At 71.7% G+C, this 18,279-nt stretch carries 17 protein-coding genes; 4 read left to right on the top strand and 13 right to left on the bottom strand.

The features are described from left to right. Positions 1-12: 12 nt before the first annotated feature. A complete protein-coding gene (locus tag ABD285_RS09890) occupies positions 13-1,332 on the bottom strand; it encodes a M50 family metallopeptidase (RefSeq protein ID WP_344202320.1) in 1,320 nt (439 codons plus the stop codon). Positions 1,333-1,533: 201 nt separating this feature from the next. Between ABD285_RS09890 and ABD285_RS09885 the strand changes: the two genes are divergently transcribed. Next, entirely contained in the window at positions 1,534-2,889 is a 1,356-nt protein-coding gene (locus ABD285_RS09885; RefSeq protein ID WP_344202317.1) for a serine/threonine-protein kinase, read from the top strand. 18 nt (positions 2,890-2,907) lie between these two features. Here ABD285_RS09885 and dxr read toward each other — a convergent pair whose 3' ends face one another. Together dxr and ABD285_RS09875 are read right to left on the bottom strand one after the other, a co-directional pair. Continuing rightward, positions 2,908-3,999 carry a 1-deoxy-D-xylulose-5-phosphate reductoisomerase gene (gene dxr / locus ABD285_RS09880; protein WP_284252515.1) on the bottom strand — a complete coding sequence of 364 codons (1,092 nt, stop codon included), beginning with the start codon at positions 3,997-3,999 and terminating at the stop codon, positions 2,908-2,910. A 9-nt stretch (positions 4,000-4,008) separates the two neighbouring features. Continuing rightward, positions 4,009-4,998 (bottom strand): FKBP-type peptidyl-prolyl cis-trans isomerase, encoded by a 990-nt coding sequence (locus ABD285_RS09875; RefSeq protein WP_344202314.1) that lies wholly within the window; start codon positions 4,996-4,998, stop codon positions 4,009-4,011. A 48-nt stretch (positions 4,999-5,046) separates the two neighbouring features. On the opposite strand from ABD285_RS09875, the gene ABD285_RS09870 reads away from it, so the two are divergent. After that, entirely contained in the window at positions 5,047-6,369 is a 1,323-nt protein-coding gene (locus ABD285_RS09870) for an aminotransferase class III-fold pyridoxal phosphate-dependent enzyme (RefSeq protein WP_344202311.1), read from the top strand. A gap of 89 nt (positions 6,370-6,458) precedes the next feature. Continuing rightward, positions 6,459-6,953, top strand: a complete 495-nt coding sequence (locus ABD285_RS09865) for a Type 1 glutamine amidotransferase-like domain-containing protein (protein WP_284252520.1) — start codon at positions 6,459-6,461, stop codon at positions 6,951-6,953. Positions 6,954-7,021: 68 nt separating this feature from the next. Here the strand turns inward: ABD285_RS09865 and ABD285_RS09860 are convergent, their stop codons facing one another. The 4 genes from ABD285_RS09860 to ABD285_RS09845 form a co-directional block, all read right to left on the bottom strand. Further along, positions 7,022-8,248 carry an HNH endonuclease signature motif containing protein gene (locus ABD285_RS09860; protein WP_284252522.1) on the bottom strand — a complete coding sequence of 409 codons (1,227 nt, stop codon included), beginning with the start codon at positions 8,246-8,248 and terminating at the stop codon, positions 7,022-7,024. Between the two features lie 61 nt (positions 8,249-8,309). Next, on the bottom strand, positions 8,310-9,542 hold the full coding sequence (locus tag ABD285_RS09855) for a low temperature requirement protein A (protein ID WP_344202306.1): 1,233 nt from the start codon (positions 9,540-9,542) through the stop codon (positions 8,310-8,312). Further along, the gene (locus ABD285_RS09850) at positions 9,539-9,844 is read right to left on the bottom strand and encodes a helix-turn-helix domain-containing protein (RefSeq protein ID WP_284252526.1); all 306 of its coding nucleotides are present in this window, start codon (positions 9,842-9,844) and stop codon (positions 9,539-9,541) included. The genes ABD285_RS09855 and ABD285_RS09850 overlap by 4 nt, the downstream gene beginning before the upstream one ends. Before the next feature lie 56 nt (positions 9,845-9,900). After that, positions 9,901-10,377, bottom strand: a complete 477-nt coding sequence (locus ABD285_RS09845) for an OsmC family protein (protein ID WP_284252528.1) — start codon at positions 10,375-10,377, stop codon at positions 9,901-9,903. On the opposite strand from ABD285_RS09845, the gene gabT reads away from it, so the two are divergent. Beyond that, the gene (gene gabT, locus ABD285_RS09840; protein ID WP_284252530.1) at positions 10,363-11,715 is read left to right on the top strand and encodes a 4-aminobutyrate--2-oxoglutarate transaminase; all 1,353 of its coding nucleotides are present in this window, start codon (positions 10,363-10,365) and stop codon (positions 11,713-11,715) included. The genes ABD285_RS09845 and gabT overlap by 15 nt on opposite strands. A gap of 12 nt (positions 11,716-11,727) precedes the next feature. Here gabT and ABD285_RS09835 read toward each other — a convergent pair whose 3' ends face one another. From ABD285_RS09835 to ABD285_RS09810, 6 genes are all read right to left on the bottom strand, one after another. Next, the gene (locus tag ABD285_RS09835) at positions 11,728-12,678 is read right to left on the bottom strand and encodes an NADP-dependent oxidoreductase (RefSeq protein ID WP_344202299.1); all 951 of its coding nucleotides are present in this window, start codon (positions 12,676-12,678) and stop codon (positions 11,728-11,730) included. A 40-nt stretch (positions 12,679-12,718) separates the two neighbouring features. After that, the gene (locus ABD285_RS09830) at positions 12,719-13,741 is read right to left on the bottom strand and encodes a transaminase (RefSeq protein WP_284252532.1); all 1,023 of its coding nucleotides are present in this window, start codon (positions 13,739-13,741) and stop codon (positions 12,719-12,721) included. A 355-nt stretch (positions 13,742-14,096) separates the two neighbouring features. After that, a complete protein-coding gene (locus ABD285_RS09825; protein ID WP_425565002.1) occupies positions 14,097-14,957 on the bottom strand; it encodes an ABC transporter permease in 861 nt (286 codons plus the stop codon). Then, positions 14,954-15,874: an ABC transporter permease gene (locus ABD285_RS09820; protein WP_284252536.1), complete on the bottom strand. Its 921-nt coding sequence runs from the start codon at positions 15,872-15,874 to the stop codon at positions 14,954-14,956. Before ABD285_RS09820 ends, ABD285_RS09825 begins: the two co-directional genes overlap by 4 nt. After that, positions 15,874-17,013: an ABC transporter ATP-binding protein gene (locus ABD285_RS09815; RefSeq protein ID WP_344202481.1), complete on the bottom strand. Its 1,140-nt coding sequence runs from the start codon at positions 17,011-17,013 to the stop codon at positions 15,874-15,876. The genes ABD285_RS09820 and ABD285_RS09815 overlap by 1 nt, the downstream gene beginning before the upstream one ends. 35 nt (positions 17,014-17,048) lie before the next feature. After that, complete coding sequence (locus ABD285_RS09810; protein WP_284255576.1) at positions 17,049-18,266, bottom strand: ABC transporter substrate-binding protein; 1,218 nt, start codon at positions 18,264-18,266, stop codon at positions 17,049-17,051. Positions 18,267-18,279 lie beyond the last annotated feature (13 nt).

Below are 18,279 nucleotides of genomic sequence, written 5' to 3'. Positions count from 1 at the left end.
TCCGTCAGGTCGCTAGGAGATGATGATCGGGTTGACGATGTCGACGACGATGAGCGCGAGACTCATGAGGGCGAGCACGCCCGTCACGAGCAGCGTGAGCGGCACGAGCTTGGCCATGTCGACGGGACCGGGGTCCGGGCGCTTGAACCACGCCGCGAACCGGCGGCGCACGGCCTCCCAGACCGCGCCGACCACGTGGCCGCCGTCCAGCGGCAGCAGCGGCACCATGTTGAAGACGAAGAGCGCGACGTTGAGCTGGGCGAGCACGCTCACCATGGCGACGGTGCGGTTCAGGATCGGCGAGTCGGAGGCCGCCACCTGCCCGGCGATCTCGCCGATGCCGACGAGACTGATCGGGCCGCTGCTGTCGCGCTTCTTGCCCTCGATCGTGGACTGCACGGTCTGCGTGACGCGGGCCGGCAGCGTGACGACGATCTTCACGATGCCCTGGATGTCCGAGCCGAGGTACGCGAAGGCGCTGCCGAGGTCCTGGCGCTGGATCGTGGTGTAGTTGCCGATGCCGAGGAATCCGGCCCGGGTCAGCACGGGCTGGCCGAGCCAGTCGGTGCTCGGGGTGCCCCACCGGTCGGACACCTGCACCCGCCGTGCCTCGGGGGTGACCTGCAGCGTCTCCCGGGACCCGTCGCGATCGACGACGACGCTCATCTGCCGGCCGGCGTGGGCCCGGATGAGGGCGGTCATCTGCGTGTAGCTCGTCACGTCGGTGCCGTCGATCTCGACCACCCGGTCGTCGGCCCGCAGGCCGCCCGCGGCGGCGGGGGTCCCGCTGCCGACGTCCGCGATCGTCGTCGAGGGCACCGGGAGGCCGAGGCCGCAGACGAGGATCGCCGCGAACACGATCGCCAGCACGAGGTTCATCGCGGGCCCGGCGAGCATGATGATGACGCGCTTCCACCACACGAGCCGGTAGAAGACGCGCTCCTCCTCGCCGACGAGGATCGTGTCGGCGGAGGCATCCCGGGCGTCCTGCACGAGCACGTTGAACAGGCCGGTCGTCGAGGGCCGCGCGTGCTCGGGCTGCGCGAAGGTGGCGCCGGGTCGCCCGTCGCGCGGCTCGTCGCCGCGCTTGGCCGGTGGGAACATGCCCGCCATCGAGATGTAGCCGCCGAGCGGGATGGCCTTGACGCCGTACTCGGTCTCGCCCCGGCGGCGCGACCAGAGCGTCGGCCCGAAGCCGATCATGAACTGCCCGACCCGCACCTTGAAGAGCTTCGCGAACGTGAAGTGCCCGAGCTCGTGGAGGCCGATCGACACGACGAGGCCCACGACGATGATCAGCACGCCGAGGACGAAGAGCAGCACGGTCTCCACGACGACGAGAGTACGTGCCGCCGCCTGAGAAATCCGGACCCCAGGCCTGGGGGCACCTGAGCGGCCGCGCCCCGGCGCGCGGCGCGCGTGAGAGTTCTGTCATCGACGGCACGGCGCAGCCGCCTCGGTGGCTCGGGCCGACTGGGAGACGCCTGAGGGCGCGCCGATCCGACGGCTCGGCGCGCGGACCATGAAGCCGACATGGACGAAGCCGACATGGACGCGCACCCCGACACGGTCCTGGCGGGCCGATACCGCCTGCTCGCGACGCTGGGCGCGGGCGGGATGGGCACGGTCTGGCGCGCGAGCGACGAGCTGCTCGATCGCGAGGTCGCCGTCAAGCTGTTCGCCCCGGCCAGCGGCCACTCCGGCGACGAGGCGCGTCGGCGCACCGAGATGCACCTGCTCGCGGGAACGGCGCACCCCGCCGTCGTCGCCCTGTTCGACGCGCAGCTGGAGGGCGATCCGGCCTACCTCGTGATGGAGCTGGTCGACGGGGAGGACCTGGCGACCCGGCTGACGCGCGGGCCGGTTCCTCCGGCCCAGACCCGCGGGATCGGGCTCGCGATGGCTGCGGCGCTCGAGTCGCTCGCGCGCCGCGGAGCGGTGCACCGCGACGTCAAGCCGTCCAACATCCTGTTGCCGGGTGAGGGCTCCGCGCTCCCGGCGAAGCTCGCCGACTTCGGGATCGCGCGTCTGGCCGACGACGCGGGACTCACGACCGCGGGCACGACGATCGGCACCGCGGCCTACCTCAGCCCGGAGCAGGTGGCGGGGCGCGAGCCGACCCCGAAAGCCGACGTCTATTCCCTCGGGCTCGTGCTGCTCGAGTGCCTGACCGGCGAGCGCGCATTCCCCGGGACCGTGTCCGAGACCGCCGCCGCCCGATTGGTGCGCGAGCCGACCGTCCCCCCGGAACTCGGCGCGGACTGGCAGGGGCTGCTGACGGCGATGTGCCGGATGGATCCCGACGAGCGGATCGACGCCCGCGAGGCTCTCGCGCGGCTCGGCCGGATGCGCGCCGCGAGCGCGGCCCCGGCGCCCGCGACGACCCCGGCGACGGTCCCGGTCGCCTCGGCTTCCGACGCCACCGGACCGACAGCGCGGCTGCCGGTCGTGGCGGGCGCGGGGATGGCGGCCGGGGCTGCAGCGGCCGAGCCGACCGCACCGGTGGATGCCGGCGTCGCGGACGCGCCCCCCGCACGCCGCACCCGCCGCGGCATCCTGATCACCGCGGTGGCCGTGGTCGCGGCCGTGATCGTCGCCGCGATCGCGATCGCCCTCAGCCTGCCGCAGCCCCACCGGACCCCCGCTCCCCCGGCCCTCACCGGCTCGTCGTCCGCCTCGCCGTCGATCACGGATGGGGAGGCGACGGGGCGCACGAACGCTCCGGGCCGCATCGGCAGCGCACCGCCGGCCGGCCCGACGGCCGCGCCGATCGCGCCGAGCGTCGCGCCGACCGGCACGCCCGGTCCGGGAGGCGGCACGCCGACACCCGCGCCGTCGGGCACGTCCACGGCGGCCGCGGACCCCGGGACCGGCGGCACGACGCCCTGAATCGGCGCCGCGCCCGGGTCACTCGTTGAGGGCGCCCGCGAGCTGCCGATCCGCCTCGTCGCGGGCCCACCGCTCGGCATCCAGCACCGATTCGAGCGAGAGCTCCCCGCTCGGCCGGTGCGCGTCGACGACCCGCTCGACGGTCGCGAGGATCGCGAGGAACGGGATGCGTCCCGCGTGGAAGGCCGTGACCGCTTGCTCGTTGGCGGCGTTGAAGACGGCCGGGTAGGTGCCCCCGGCCACGCCGACGCGCTTGGCGAGCCGCACCGAGGGGAAGGCATCGTCATCCAGCGGCTCGAAGGTCCACTGCTGCGCTCGGGTCCAGTCCAGCGGCACCCCGACGCCGGGAACGCGATGCGGCCAGTCGAGGCTCATCGAGATCGGCAGGCGCATGTCGGGCGGCGACGCCTGCGCGATCGTCGATCCGTCGACGAACTCCACCATCGAGTGCACGATCGACTGCGGATGCACGGCGACGTCGATCCGCTCGTACGGCACGTCGAAGAGGTGGTGGGCCTCGATCACCTCGAGCCCCTTGTTGACGAGGGTCGCCGAGTTGGTCGTGACCATGGGGCCCATGTCCCAGGTGGGATGCGCGAGCGCCTCGCGCGGCGTCACGTCGCCCAGCTGGTCCCGGGTGCGCCCGCGGAACGGCCCGCCGGATGCGGTGAGCACGAGCCGGCGGACCTCGGCGTGGACGCCGGCCCGCAGGGCCTGGGCGATCGCGGAGTGCTCGGAGTCGACCGGGACGATCCGGCCCGGCCCGGCGGCATCCGTCACCAGCCGCCCACCGACGATGAGGCTCTCCTTGTTGGCGAGCGCGAGCACCGCGTCGGTCTCGAGCACGGCGAGCGTCGGAGCCAGGCCGACCGAGCCCGTGATGCCGTTCAGGACGACGTCGGCGCGAACGCTGCGCACGAGTTGCACGGCCTCGTCGACGCCGAGCGCGAGGTCGGTCACGCCGGTCGCCGCACCCTGACGCTGCAGTCCCTCGCGGTCGCGGCCCGCCGCGAGACCGACGAGCTCGAAGCGGTCCGGGTTGGCGGCGATGACCTCGAGCGCCTGGGTGCCGATGGATCCCGTGGATCCGAGGACGATGACGCGGCGCACGGGGCGACGCTACTGCGCGCCCGCCGCGACGGCGAGGATGTCGATCACGAACACGAGGGTGTCCGTACCCTTGATGCCGACCTCGGGGCTGCCTCCGGAGCCGTAGCCGTCGGCCGGCGGGATCATGACGATCACCTGCGACCCGACCTTCTGCCCGACCAGGGCCTTCGCGAAGCCGGGGATGACGCCCGTCGTCGACAGCTCGACCGGCCCGGACCCCCAGCTCTGCTGGAAGATCTTCTTGGTGCGGAAGTTGATGCCCTGGTACTGAACGTAGAGCGCGTCGCCGGATGCCACCGTCGCCCCCGTGCCCTGCTTCAGCAGGCCGATCATCGTCTGCGCGGGCGCCGCGGCGTCGTCGGCGAACGCGACCTTCGGCCGGCCGTTCGCGGCGTCGGTGACCGTGGGGAAGCCGGCGGGGGCGGGCTGCTTGGCGCCGGTCGCCTTGTCGGGCAGGGCGTCCACGACATCCACGACGAACACCACCGTGTCCTTGGCGCCGATGCCGAACTGCGAGTTGCCGTTGGTGCCGAACGCGTCCTTCGGGGGCAGCACCCCGACGATGCGGGAACCGACCTTGGCGCACGCGATGGTCTTCGCAAGACCCGGCAGCGTCTTGTTCGCGTCGGACGACACCGGCAGCGCGTGGCCCGTGAAGCCCGTCGTCGTGGCGGACTTGCCCGTCCTGCCGTTGTAGACCGCGAACTCCAGGTCCATCACATCGCCGGGCTTGGTCGCCCGGCCGGAGCCCTGGGCGACCACGTGGCGCTGCGTGGCGTCGACCTTCAGCGGCGAGTCGAACGTGACCGTCGGCTCACCCTTCGTGCCGCCGCCGATCTTGATCGAGTCGGCGACCGGTCCGTCGGACGCCGCGGCGCAGGCCTTCGCCTTCGGCGCGTCGGAGGCGGTGCTCCGGGGATCGCCGCTGCCGCTGCAGCCCGCCAGGGCGAGAGCGGCCAGGGCGAACACGGCGACGGGGGCCAGGAGGCGGGTGGGCATGGGTCCATCCTCGCGGATGCCGCCTGCGAGGAACCCTAGGCTGAGTGCATGGACTTCAGCGTGCCGCAGGAGCGCAAGCTCGTCACCGCAATCCCGGGACCGAAGTCGCTCGCGCTGCAGGAGCGCCGTCTGGCGAGCGTGTCGCGGGGCGCAGGGACCCTGGCGAACATCTACATGGACCATGGCGCCGGCGCGATCCTGGTCGACGTCGACGGCAACCGGCTGATCGACCTCGGCTGCGGCATCGGCGTGACGACGATCGGCCACGCGCATCCGGATGTCGCGGCGGCCGCCGCGGCCCAGGCCGCCAAGCTCACGCACACCCTGTTCACCGTCACCCCGTACGAGAACTACGTCCGGGTCGCGGAGAAGCTCGCCGAGGTCACCCCGGGCGACTTCGAGAAGCACTCGATCCTCGTCAACTCGGGCGCCGAGGCGGTCGAGAACGCGGTGAAGATCGCGCGCAGGTTCACGGGCCGCCGCGTCATCCTGAGCCTCGACCACGCCTTCCACGGGCGCACCAACCTCACGATGGCGATGACCTACCGGCCGTGGCCGGAGCGTGCCGGCATGGGGCCCTTCCCGGGCGACGTGTTCTCGGTGCCGACCAGCTACCCGTACCGGGACGGGCTCTCCGGCGAGGAGGCGGCCGCCCGCACGATCGACTACATCGAGACCCACATCGGCGGGTCGGAGGTCGCGGCCTTCTTCGCGGAGCCGATCCAGGGCGACGGAGGCATCGTCATCCCGGCGCCCGGCTACTTCGCCGCGATCCGGAAGTACTGCGACGACAACGGCATCGTGTTCGTCGCCGACGAGATCCAGGCCGGCATGGGCCGCACCGGCACGTGGTACTCGATCGAGCACCACGGCGTCGTGCCGGACCTCGTGACGACCGCCAAGGGCATCGCGGGCGGCTTCCCCCTCGCGGCCGTGACCGGGCGCGCCGACATCATGGATGCCGTGCAGCCCGGCGGCATCGGCGGCACCTTCGGTGGCAATCCCGTGTCGACCGCCGCGGCACTGGCCGTCTTCGAGGTCATCGAGCGCGACGGCCTGCTCGCCGAGGCGCAGCGCGTGGAGCGGGCGCTCGTCGCCCGGATCGGCGACTGGCCCTCGCGCTTCGGCGTGGTCGGCGAGGTGCGCGGCAAGGGCGCGATGTTCGGCGTCGAGCTCGTGAAGCCGGGCACGACGCAGCCGGACCCGGCGGCGCTGACGGCGATCATCCGGCACGCCACGGCGAACGGGGTGATCCCGCTCGACGCCGGCAGCTGGGACTCCGTGCTGCGGTTCCTGCCGAGCGTCGTCATCTCGGAAGCGCTGATCGACGACGCGATGGGCGTCATCGAGGAGACGCTCGCGACGCTGTGACGCGGCTCTATCTCAGCTCGTACCGACTCGGACACCGGGCCGATCGACTTCGATGGACCGGTCCGGGCGCGGGCAGGGCCCTCGTCGTCATGAACGCCCTCGACGTGTACCACTCCGATCGCCTGCTCTCGTGGGATCGAGAAGCTGACGACCTGGCTTCGCTCGGCTATGGCGCGGCAGAGCTCGACCTCCGCGACCCCGGGAATCTCATCGACCGGCTCGCGAGCGCCGACCTCTTGTGGGTCGTCGGCGGCAACGCGTTCGTGCTCGCCCGCGCGATGGCGACAGCGGAGTTCCGTCGTGCGTTCACGAGTATTCCCGATGACGAGCGTCCGACCTACGCGGGGTATTCGGCGGGCGCGTGCGTCGCCGGCCCGGACCTCGCGGGGATCGACCTCATCGACGACCCCGGCCCGTCCTCCAGCGTCGAGACACTCGAGTTCATCACGGAGCGGATCGTGCCGCACTGGCGTTCCGAGCACCCCGAGGCGCCGGCAGCAGAGCTCGTGGTCGCAGAACTGACTCGGCGCGAGCTCGCCCATCTGACATTGCGCGACGGCGACGATCACCTCGTCGGCTGGTGATCTCGACCGAGGCGGCACCTCGACAAACCGGCGCCCCGCAGTCGCGATGAAGCGGGCGGGTCGGGTCGCTAGAACGGCGGCGGATCGACGGTCGTGCGGTGCCCGGTCGGCGAGATCCAGGTCGTCGTGCCGCCGGGACCGGCGCGCACCGTCCAGCCGCCCTCGTGCTTGAGGCGGTGGTGGTGGCGGCACAGGTGTGCGAGATTGTCGACCGACGTGCCGCCCCCGTCGGCCCACGCCTCCCGGTGGTCGAGATCGCACTCCGCCGCCGGGCGACCGCATCCGGGCGCGGTGCAGTGCTCATCGCGCATCCGGAGCCAGCGCAGGAGGTCGGCCGGCGGGCGATAGCTGGTGCGATCGACGTCGAGCACGGTGCCGGTCACCGGATGCGTGAGGATCCGCTGGAACGACGGCGCCCGGGCCGCGAGGCGCCGGGCCGTCTCCGCGTCGATCGGACCGTAGCCCTCGAGCGTGCCGGGCAGCTCGGCCTCGCCGAGCAACGAGAGCACCGGCACGGTCACGGCGACCGTCGGCGTCACGGCGGGCGCTCCGCTCGCCCCGCCGCGCAGCAGCAGGTCGGCGAAGACGTCGGCGCGCAGCTGATCGAGGGTGCGCATCTCATCCGGCCGGCCCGCCAGGCGGTGCGCCGTCGCATCCAGCCGGCGCCGGATCGGGATGCCGTCCGCCGCATCGAGGTAGGCCGACAGCCAGACCATGCCGTCGGGCATCTTCTCGACCTCGACGCGCCGCAGCTCACGCGCGGCGCCGTGACGCTCGGTGAGCGGCGCCGGGTCGAGCTCCTCGCGCAGGCGGCGCGCCCGGTCGCGGAATCGCGCCGGCGTGCACTCGCGCGCGGCTCGGACGAGCGCATCGTCGAACGCGGTGCGGATGGCGCCCGCCGGAAGCGTCATCGCGAGATCCGCTGCTGTCTCCGCATTGCGCGCGGGCACCTCGCCCTCGCACAGGCCGGCCCAGATCGACGGGAGCGACCCGATCAGCACCCGGGCGCGATCGGCCTGCAACCGCACCGTCGACTCCGACATGCGCAGTCGCATCGCGAGATCGGCGGTCGCCGATCGCTCGGCGAAGGCGACCGCGTCGTCGCCCCGGAACGCCTCCCCGACGAACAGCGCCGGGTCGCGCCGCGCCTCCTGCAGCGTGCCGTGGATGCCGAGCAGCAGCTCCGCCGCGGCATGGGCCGCTGCACGCTGCCCGAACTCCGCGTGGGCGATCGCGTACGCGACCCGCACCTCGGCATCGGGCTCGAATGAGCCGATGACCTGGAGTTCTTCCATGTCGTCAGTTCAGCAGCAGCCACCGACATCCGGACGATCCGCTCGGTGCACCAGCGCGCCCTCAGCGCACACGCGACGACAGCGCCACGAGCTTGCCCCGCTGCCCGAGCACCTGCTCCACACCCGCCACCACGACGATCGCGACGAACTCGACAGCGAGCGCGACCACGGCCGGCACGAACGCCAGGGCGGGCACCAGCACGAGCGCGAGCGCGGCACCGGCGAACCGGATGAGCGCCCACTCCCCCGAGGCGCGGCGCCAGAGGAAGGCCGTGCTCGCGAGATAGAGCGCCACACCGCCGCCGAGACCGCACGCGGCGAACCAGCCGATGGCGTGCCATCCGGGTGCTGCGTGCATCGTCGACTCGATGCCGAGGGCCGCGATCACGATGCCGGCGATCACGGCGAGGTGCAGGTAGGTGTAGATATCGGTGGCGAGCCGTGCCCGGTCGACGCCGACCTTGCGGCCCACGAGCCGCTCGATCTTCGTCGAGAGATGGTGGAAGTAGTTCCACCACAGGCCGATGCCGATCCCGATCGCGAGCACCGCCGCCACGATCACGGTCGCGTCGATCGGCAGGTCGGCCGCCCCGACGCCGATGGCGACGACCGACTCGCCGAGCGCGAGGATCACGACGAGGGCGTGCCGCTCCGCGAAGTGCGCGGTGGACTTGACGCGCCAGTTGCCGCCGCTGGACGTCAGGTAGATCATCAGCCACAGCGACACGAACGCCGCGAGCCAGAGCCAGAGCTGGAACGGCGGTCCCGCGACCGCACCGACGATGAGCATCGCCGACGCCGGGATGATCGCGCTCAGCATGGAGACGATGACCTGCCGCCGCAGCCCGGTGTCGTCCCGTGCCGCCATGAGGTACAGGGTCATGTGGACGGCCTGCACGAGCAGGAACGCGACGCCGAACACGATCGCGGGGGCGACATCGCCGTGCTCGGCGGGACGGAAGACGAGCGGGGTGACGAGGGCCGCGACGAACATGATCACGGTCGCCGCGATGATCCCGAGCCGGCCGACTCCGCGATCGGCGTGGGTCTGGTTGGCGAGCCACGCGAAGGAGCTCCACGGCCCCCAGAGCAGGCCGAGCATGAGGAGCCCCTCGAGCACGCTCAGGCCGCTTCCGCCGTGCGCCATGAGCGCCGTGACCTGCGTGAAGGCGAACGCGTAGACGAGGTCGAAGAACAGCTCGAGCGTCGTCGCCCGGTCACCCTCGCGCGAGGGCTCCGCGCTCAGCAGACCGCTCGAGACGGTCGTGCTGCGGAGGCGCCCGAGCAGGCTCATGCCGCCAGCTGCACGCCGCCGTCGCTCGTCGCGAACTCGTCGCGCCGGGCCGTGAGATCGACCACCAGAGCTTCGCCCGCCCGGATCTCCGCGGCGCTCCTGACGAGCAGGTCGACGATCGTCAGCCCGAGGGCGGTGCAGACCCCGGCGAGCACCTCGCTCGAGGGCTCCTTGCGGCCCCGTTCGATCTCGGAGAGATAGGGCATCGACACGCGCGCCGCCGCAGCGACCTCGCGCAGGGTGAGCCCGCGATCCAGCCGGACCCGGCGCAACGCGGCGCCGACGGCGTGCCTCAGCAGCATGTGACGAGACTAGGCAGTGGCGCCCGCCGACGCACCCGCCGCGCGCCGGATTCGCTCTAGGCGGACGGGCCGACCACGTCGACCGTGGGCTCGTGCCGCACCGGGAAGTTGACGCTCGCCGCGATGAAGCACATGCCGTGCGCCTCCTCGTGCAGCCGCTGCGCGAGCTCCGGGTCGCCGGCCGAGATGGTCACGTGCGGGCGCAGCACGACCTCGGTGAACCGGCCGCCGTCGCCCTCCTGGCGCATCGTGCCGGATGCCTCGTCCGTGTACGCCTGCACCACGACCCCCGCACGCATCGCCGCGTGCAGGTAGCTCAGCAGGTGGCACTCGCTGAGCGAGGCGAGCAGCAGGTCCTCGGGATTCCAGCGGTCCGGATCGCCGAAGAAGGAGCGGTCGGCCGACGCGAGGATGTCGGGCTTGCCGCTCGTGCGCAGCACCGTCTGCCGGCCGTAGTCCCGGTAGCCGGACGTGCCGGTGCCCCGGTTGCCCTGCCACTCGACGGCTACCGTGTAGGCATGGTCGACGTTCACCCCTCCACGCTAGCGAGATCCTCGGCTTCGGCGGTGCCCACCGAACGGCGCATCGTGACCGAGATCCCCGGTCCGCGCTCGGTGGAGCTGCACGCCCGCCGCCTCGCGGCCGTCAGCGCCGGAGCGTCGTCGGCCGTGCCCGTCTACCTCGCGCGCGGCCACGGCGCGATCGTGGTCGACGTCGATGACAACGCCTACATCGACCTGGGGTCCGGCATCGGCGTGACGACGATCGGTCACACCGACGACGACGTGGTCGCGGCGGCGCAGGAGCAGCTGGCCGACCTCGTGCACGGGATGTTCACCATCACCCCGTACGAGCCGTACGTGCGCGTCGCCGAGCTGCTCGCGGCGCACACGCCGGGCGACTTCGCGAAGAAGGCGCTGCTCGTGAACTCGGGCGCCGAGGCCGTCGAGAACGGCGTCAAGATCGCCCGCAAGCACACCGGGCGCCAGGGCGTCGCCGTCATCGACCACGCCTACCACGGGCGCACCAACCTCACCATGGCGATGACCTTCAAGAACATGCCGTACCGCGACGGCTTCGGCCCCTTCGCGAGCGAGATCTACCGCGCCCCGAACTCGTACCCGCTGCACGACGGGCTCTCCGGAGCCGAGGCGGCCGCGCGCACGATCGCGTATCTGGACAAGAGCGCGGGCGCCGCGAACCTCGCGTGCCTGGTCGTCGAGCCCATCCAGGGCGAGGGCGGCTTCGTCGTGCCCGCCGACGGCTACCTGCCCGCGCTCCAGGAGTGGTGCACGGCCAACGGGATCGTCTTCATCGCGGACGAGATCCAGTCCGGGATGGCGCGCACCGGCCGCTGGTTCGCCTCGGAGCACTTCGGTCTGGTCCCCGATCTCGTGTTGAGCGCCAAGGGCATCGCGGGCGGCCTGCCGCTGGCCGCGGTGGTCGGGCGCGCGGAGATCATGGACGCCTCCCACCCCGGCGGACTCGGCGGCACCTTCGGCGGCAACCCCGTCGCCTGCGCGGCATCGGTCGCGGTGTTCGAGGCCATCGAGTCGCGCGGGCTGCTCGCGGAGGGGGCGCGCATCGAGGCGACCCTCCGGCCGGCGCTCGAGCGGATGCGCGCGACGCATCCGGTGATCGCGGACGTCCGCGGCATCGGGGCGATGCTCGCGATCGAGCTGAACGACCCGCTGAGCGGCGAGCCGCGCGCCGACGTCGTCGCGGCGATCGCGGCCGGCGCCGCGAATCAGGGAGTGCTGCTGCTGACGGCGGGCACCTATGGCAACGTCATCCGGTTCCTGCCGAGCCTCGCGATCACCGACGAGCAGCTGCTCGACGCCGTCTCGGTCATCGACGCGCTGCTGCCGTAGCGCCGCCACGATTCAGGGCTCGAGGATCACCTTGCCGCCGGCGTGCCCGCCGGCCAGGAACGCGTAGGCGTCGGCGCCCGCGGCGAGCGGGAACCGCCGGGCGATGGGCACCTGCACCGACCCGGCGGCCAGCGCCGCGGCGAGCTCGGGCCGCGCGGCCGCGCGGATCTCACGGCCGGGGTCCGCTCCGGCGCCCCCGCCGATGAGTTTGCCGCCGGCCGCCTGCACCGCGCCCGAGAAGTTCGCGATCGAGACGAAGCGCGCCGGGTCGGGCAGCAGCTCGAGCGACACCGTCGTCGCCTCGTCGGTGCCGACCGTGTCGACCGCCGCGTCGACGCCGTCGGGGGCGAGCGCCCGCACGCGATCGGCGAGCCCCTCGCCGTACACGACCGGGGTCGCCGCGTAGCCGCGGAGCCGCTCGTGGTGCCCCACGGACGCCGTCGCGATCACGCGCGCACCCCGGCCGATCGCGAGCTGCGTCACGATCGAGCCGACACTGCCGGACGCGCCGTGCACGAGCACCGTGTCGCCGGCGCGCACGCCGATCGCCTGCAGTGCGTGTGCGGCCGTCGCGCCCACGAGCAGGAGGCCGGCGGCCTCCGCGGGATCGACGTTCCGGGGCCGGCGGAACAGGCCCGCCGTCTTCTCGGTGACCTCCTGGGCGGCCGCACCGGACAGGGCCCCGTAGAGGGCGTCGCCGACGGCGACCGGGTCCCCGTGCGCGTCGACGGCGCCCTCGCCGACCGCGGTCACCACCCCGGCGCCCTCCGTCGCCATGGCCAGCGGCAGCTTGGCGCCCTCCGGGTCGTGCACGCCCGAGGCCATCGTGAGGTCGTACGGGTTCAGCGATGCCGCCTCGACGCGCAGGGTGGCCTGCCCGGGGCCGGGGGCCGGCGCCGCGCGCTCGATCAGCTCGAAGACCGGGGGGCGGCCGTAGGACGTCGCGACGAGGACCGTGCTCATGCCGCCATCCCATCACGTTCCGGTCGGTGCGTTCCGCTGCTCAGGCGAACAGGCTCTGCACGGCCTCCCGGAAGGCGGCCGTGTGGCGCGCGACGTCGTCGGAGCTGGTCGCGGGCGACATGAGCGCCATGTTGTGGAACGGGGTGAGCAGGATGCCGCGGTTGAGCGCGTGCAGGTGCAGGTACTGCTGCAACGCGAAGTCGTCGGCCTCCGCGGCCTCCCGGCCGTCATGCGGCGGCGTCGGCCGGAACGAGTACTCGGACCGCGCGCCGAGCTGCGTCACCTGCCACGGCGCATCGAACTCGTCGATCGCGGCCTGCACGCCGGCCGTCCACTCGCCGGCCCGCGCGATCATCCCGGGATAAACGTCGGCGGTGAGCACCTCGCCGAGGGTCGCGCGGATGCCGGCGAGCGAGACCGCGTTGCCCGCGAGCGTTCCGCCGATACCGCCGACGTCGATGTCCTCGAGCCCGGGCGTCCCCTCGGCGTCCCAGCCGAGCGAGGTCGCGACCAGATCGGCGACGTCCCGCGTCATGCCCCAGGCCCCGGCCGGCACGCCGCCTGCGATCGTCTTGCCGACCACGACCATGTCGGGTCGCAGCCCGTCGCGGCGGGTCATGCCGCCGGGTCCGGCGCACAGCGTGTGGGTCTCGTCGATGATGAGGAGCGTCCCGGCGCCGTCGCAGGCCTCCCGGACGGCGACGTGCCAGCCGTCGTCGGGCAGCACGATGCCGACGTTGGTGAGCGCCGGTTCGATGAGGACGGCCGCGACCTCGCCGCCGGCGAGCGCGGCTTCCAGGGCCGGGATGTCGTTGAACGGCACGACGACGGTCGTCTCGTCCAGCGGCACGGGGGCTCCGATGCTGCCCCGGCGCGCCACGACCCGGCCCTCGTCGTCGAGCGTCGCGTACGCCTCGTCGACGGTGCCGTGATAGCAGTGATCGATGACCAGCACCTTCCGGCGACCGGTCGCCTGGCGCGCGTAGCGCAGCGCATGCCGGTTCGCGTCGGTCGCCGACAGCGTGAACTGCCACTGGTCGAGACCGAACCGATCGGCGAGCATGCCGCCGCCTCGGCGGCGTCGAGCGTGGGCAGCATCGAGGTCGCGCCGCGCTGCAGTTGAGCCGTGATCGCCGCGACGGCGGCGGCGGGTGCGTGACCGACCATCGCGCCCGTGTCGCCGAGGCACAGGTCGACGTGGTCGATGCCGTCGAGGTCCGTGAAATGCGCGCCCGCCGCCGTGTCGACGAAGACGGGCCAGGGGCCGGGCCACTTGCGCATCCAGAGCATCGGCACGCCGCCCGGCAGATGCTGCCGCGCCCGCTTCCATGCCTTCCGCGACGCCGGGCGTTCCGCTCGGAAGCGGCGCACCTCGTCGTCGGTGAGCGCCGCGAGTCGCGCCCGGTCCGCGTACACGCTCAGCCCTCGCGGGCGAGCTTGCGGCGCCGCGCGCCCGCCGCCAGCTGCTGCCCGAGCACGAGCACGATCGCCAGCAGGAAGATGATCGACGCGAACACATTGGCCTGCGCCGGGATCGCCCGCGCGGCCGCGGTGTAGATGTACTTCGGGAAGGTCTCCGCATTGCCGGAGACGAACGCCGTGATGATGAAGTCGTCGAAGCTCAGGGCGAACGACAGCAGGCATGCCGCGACGATGCCCGGCAGCAGCAGCGGGAACGTGATCCGCCACCACACCTGCGCGGGGCTCGCGTACAGGTCGCGGCCAGCCTCCTCGATCGCCGGGTCGAGGCTCGCGACGCGCGCGCGCACCGTGATGACCACGAAGCTGATGCAGAACATGATGTGCGCGACGATGATCGTGCCGACGCCCTTGTCGATGCCGAGGTTGAGCAGCTGAGACCCGAGCCCCGAGCCGAGCACGACCTCCGGTGTCGCCATCGGCAGGAACAGCAGGAGGGTCAGTCCGGTGCGGAACCGGAACCGGTAGCGCACGAGGGCGATCGCGATCGCCGTGCCGATCGCCGCGGCGACGAGGGTCGCGACCACGCCCACCACGATGCTCGTCACGAAGGCGGCGACGACGCGGTCGTCGTCGAGGATGCCGGTCCAGTTGTCGAACGAGAACCCGCGCCAGGTGGCGTTGGTGCGCCCCGGCTGGTTGAACGAGAACACGATGGTGTAGGCGATCGGTACGAGCAGCAGCGCGAGCACGACCACGGCGTAGATGCCCAGCACCCAGTTGCGGCGAGCGCGGCCGCCGCGGATCCGGGGCGGCGTCGCGACCGCCTCGCCGAGCACATCGGCCGCCTGCACGCTCACAGCAGGTCGTCCGTCTTCGTCAGCGCGAGGTAGATCGCGACGGGGATCAGGATGAGCACCATGAGCAGGATCGACAACGCCGCGCTCGACGGATAGTCCTGCAGATTGAAGTAGGTGTCGGAGATGACGTTGCCGACCATCGTCGTCTGAGTCGATCCCAGGAACTGCGGACTGGCGTTGATGTAGTCGCCGCTCGCCGGGATGAACGTCAGCAGCGTGCCGGAGACCACGCCCGGCAGCGACAGCGGCAGGGTCACCCGCAGGAAGGTCGTGACCGGGTTGGCGTAGAGATCGGCTCCTGCCTCCACGAAGCGCAGGTCGAGCCGCTCGAGCGAGGTGAAGATCGGCAACGCCATGAACGGGATGTAGTTGTAGGTCAGGCCGAAGATCACCATGCCCGGCGTGCCGTTCAGATGCGCGTTCGCGCCGAGCACGCCCATGTGCTCCAGGCCGGTCACGATCCAGCCCTCGTCGGCGAAGATCGCCTTCCACGCGAGCGTGCGCAGCAGGAACGACATGAAGAACGGCGCGATGATCAGGATGAGGGCGAGCGCCTGCCAGAGCGGGAAGCGCCGCAACGAGACGCCCACGAAGTACGCCAGCGGGTAGCTGATGAGCAGGGCCAGCACGGTCGCGATCGCCGAGTAGCCGAACGACCGGCCGACGATCGGCAGATACTCGGTGAAGACGTGCGCGTAATTGCCGACGTCGAAGGCGTACACGTAGCGGCCGATGTCGAAGTTCGCGAGGTCGGGAGCCTTGAGGCTCGTGACCACCAGCGACACCAGCGGCGCCAGGTAGGTCGCCGCGAGGTAGACCACCCCCGGCAGCAGCAGCCAGACCGCGACCAGGCTGCGACGGCGCGGCGCCTGCTCGACGGCGGGCGCCTGCTCGCCCGCGAACGCGCCGAACGCCATCAGGCGACCTCGGCGGCATCCGGATCGGCGGGCGCGCCGGTGTCACCGGGGTCGTCGTCGAGCCCGAAGCCGTGCTCCACGCGCCAGCTGACCCAGACCTCCGAGCCCACGCTCACGGTCGGACCGGATGCCATGTTCTGCGCGAACACGGTGAGGGTGCCGATGCTCGGCACCTCGACCAGGTACTGGGTGCTCACGCCGCTGAACGAGACGTCGGTCACCCGGCCCGGGCCGAGCACGTTGACGCCGTCGGCCGGCTCGGGCTGCGCGGTCAGCAGGTGCAGCTTCTCCGGCCGCACGCCGAGCGTCACCCGTCCGGTGCGCCGGCGCGCGCGGTCGGCGGCCACGCCGAGTCGGTGACCCGCGACCTCGACCACGAGCCGGTCTCCCCCGCTCAGGACGGTTCCGACGAGCAGATTGGACTGTCCGAGAAAATTGGCGACGAAGGCCGTCCTCGGCAGCTCGTACAGATCCTCGGGCGCGCCCATCTGCTCGATGCGGCCGCCGTTCATGACCGCGACCGTGTCGGCCATGGTCATGGCCTCCTCCTGGTCGTGGGTCACGTGCACGAACGTGAGGCCGACCTCGTTCTGGATGCCCTTCAGCTCCAGCTGCATCTGCCGGCGCAGCTTGAGATCGAGCGCCCCGAGCGGCTCGTCGAGCAGCAGCACCGCCGGCCGGTTGACGATCGCGCGGGCGAGGGCGACGCGCTGCTGCTGACCACCGCTGAGCTGACTGGGCCGACGGCCGGCGAGGTGGTCGAGCTCGACCAGCTGCAGCGCCTCGTGCGCGCGACGCTGCGCGTCCGATACGCCGCGCCGGCCGGGCCCGAACATGACATTGCGCAGCACCGTCATGTGCGGGAACAGCGCGTAGGACTGGAACACGGTGTTCACCGGGCGCTGGTGGGGCTTACGGTCGGTGACGTCGTTTCCGCCGATCAGGATCCGGCCCTCGGTGGGTGTCTCGAGCCCGGCGACCATCCGCAGCGTGGTCGTCTTGCCGCACCCCGAGGGCCCGAGCAGCGCGAAGAACGACCCGGCGGGGATCGTCAGATCGAGCGCCTCGACCGCCGTGAAGCCCGGGAAGCGTTTGGTGACACCCGCGAGCTCCAGGTCGGCGCCCGAGTCCTTCGCCATGCTGCCCCGCGTCGTGCTGGCCACCCGATGTCCCGTCAGGCGCCCAGCAGGACCTGCTGGAAGGCCGAGCTGTACGACTGATCCTGGGCCGGCGTCAGCGTGTGGAACACGTGGGCCTTCGCGAGCGTCGCGTCGTCGGGGAAGATCAGCTGGTTGTCCGCGAGGTCCGGATCGATCTTGACCGCCTCCTCCTTGGCTCCGACCACCGGCGTGATGTAGTTCACGTAGGCGGCGACCTCGGCGGCGATCTTCGGGTCGTAGTACCAGTTCATGAGCTTCTCGGCGTTGGCCTTGTGCCGCGCACCGATCGGGATCAGGTAGTTGTCGCTCCACAGCGTGCCGCCGGCGTCCGGGATCGCGAACTCCCACTTGTCGCCGTTCTCGCCGTTGATAAGGGTGATGTCACCCGACCAGCAGATCGCCGCGAGGGTGTCGCCGTTGGTCAGGTCGTCGAGGTAGGAGTTGCCCTTGACGTTGCGGATGACGCCGTCGGAGATGTTCTTCTTCAGCACGTCGAGCGCCTTCTCGAACTCGCTGTCGCTGAAGTTCTTGGAGATGTCGACGCCCTGCTCCAGCAGGATCAGTCCGACGGTGTCGCGCATCTCGCTCAGGACGCCGACGCGGCCCTTGAGCTTGGGCTCCTTGAGGATCTCGTCGACGCTCGTGAATCCGTTGGGGAACTGCTCCTTGTTCCAGCAGATGCCCGCGAAACCGCTCTGCCACGGCAGGGACTGCTTGCGCCCCTTGTCGAAGTCGACGTTCTGCAGCGATGGGCTGAGGTTCTTGGCGTTGGGGATGCGGGAGTGGTCGAGCTCCTGCGTGTAGCCGAAGCGGATCCAGCGGCTCACCATCCAGTCGGTCAGGCAGACGGTGTCGCAGCCGATGTCCTTGCCGAGGGCGAGCTGGTCCTTGACCTTCGCGTAGTACGAGTTGTTGTCGTCGACGTCCTCCCGGTAGTCGACCTTGATGCCGGTCGAGGAGGTGAAGGCGTCGAGGGTCGGATGCTTGCTGTCGTCCTTGTCGTCGACGTCGAGGTACGCCGGCCAGTTGGCCCAGATCATCGACTTGTCGGTCGACGAGATGTCCTTGGCCGGGGTGAGCTTGGTGCTCCCGCCGGCGGAGCATGCCGCGAGCGCCAGGGCGGCCGCACCGCCGCCGAATGCGCCGAGCAGGGCACGACGGCTGAGCTGGGCGCGGCGGGCCTGCTGCACGAGCGAGCGGACCAGCGGGTCCTCGGGAAGTGATCGGTTCATGGAGTTGCTCCTT

This window comes from Pseudolysinimonas kribbensis (assembly GCF_039531715.1).
In the GTDB taxonomy this organism is placed as follows: Bacteria; Actinomycetota; Actinomycetes; order Actinomycetales; family Microbacteriaceae; genus Pseudolysinimonas; species Pseudolysinimonas kribbensis.
The sequence above is the reverse complement of the archived record's forward strand: the minus strand, read 5'-3'. Positions and strand labels throughout refer to the sequence as shown.

Excerpts from the sequence above, each read along its gene's own strand:
- ABD285_RS09885 (WP_344202317.1), top strand. The coding sequence starts at position 1,534 with ATGGACGAAGCCGACATGGACGCGCACCCCGACACGGTCCTGGCGGGC.
- ABD285_RS09875 (WP_344202314.1), bottom strand. The coding sequence starts at position 4,998 with ATGCCCACCCGCCTCCTGGCCCCCGTCGCCGTGTTCGCCCTGGCCGCT.
- ABD285_RS09870 (WP_344202311.1), top strand. The coding sequence starts at position 5,047 with ATGGACTTCAGCGTGCCGCAGGAGCGCAAGCTCGTCACCGCAATCCCG.
- ABD285_RS09865 (WP_284252520.1), top strand. The coding sequence starts at position 6,459 with ATGAACGCCCTCGACGTGTACCACTCCGATCGCCTGCTCTCGTGGGAT.
- ABD285_RS09860 (WP_284252522.1), bottom strand. The coding sequence starts at position 8,248 with ATGGAAGAACTCCAGGTCATCGGCTCATTCGAGCCCGATGCCGAGGTG.
- ABD285_RS09855 (WP_344202306.1), bottom strand. The coding sequence starts at position 9,542 with ATGAGCCTGCTCGGGCGCCTCCGCAGCACGACCGTCTCGAGCGGTCTG.
- ABD285_RS09850 (WP_284252526.1), bottom strand. The coding sequence starts at position 9,844 with ATGCTGCTGAGGCACGCCGTCGGCGCCGCGTTGCGCCGGGTCCGGCTG.
- gabT (WP_284252530.1), top strand. The coding sequence starts at position 10,363 with ATGGTCGACGTTCACCCCTCCACGCTAGCGAGATCCTCGGCTTCGGCG.
- ABD285_RS09835 (WP_344202299.1), bottom strand. The coding sequence starts at position 12,678 with ATGAGCACGGTCCTCGTCGCGACGTCCTACGGCCGCCCCCCGGTCTTC.
- ABD285_RS09830 (WP_284252532.1), bottom strand. The coding sequence starts at position 13,741 with ATGCTCGCCGATCGGTTCGGTCTCGACCAGTGGCAGTTCACGCTGTCG.
- ABD285_RS09820 (WP_284252536.1), bottom strand. The coding sequence starts at position 15,874 with ATGGCGTTCGGCGCGTTCGCGGGCGAGCAGGCGCCCGCCGTCGAGCAG.
- ABD285_RS09815 (WP_344202481.1), bottom strand. The coding sequence starts at position 17,013 with ATGGCGAAGGACTCGGGCGCCGACCTGGAGCTCGCGGGTGTCACCAAA.
- ABD285_RS09810 (WP_284255576.1), bottom strand. The coding sequence starts at position 18,266 with ATGAACCGATCACTTCCCGAGGACCCGCTGGTCCGCTCGCTCGTGCAG.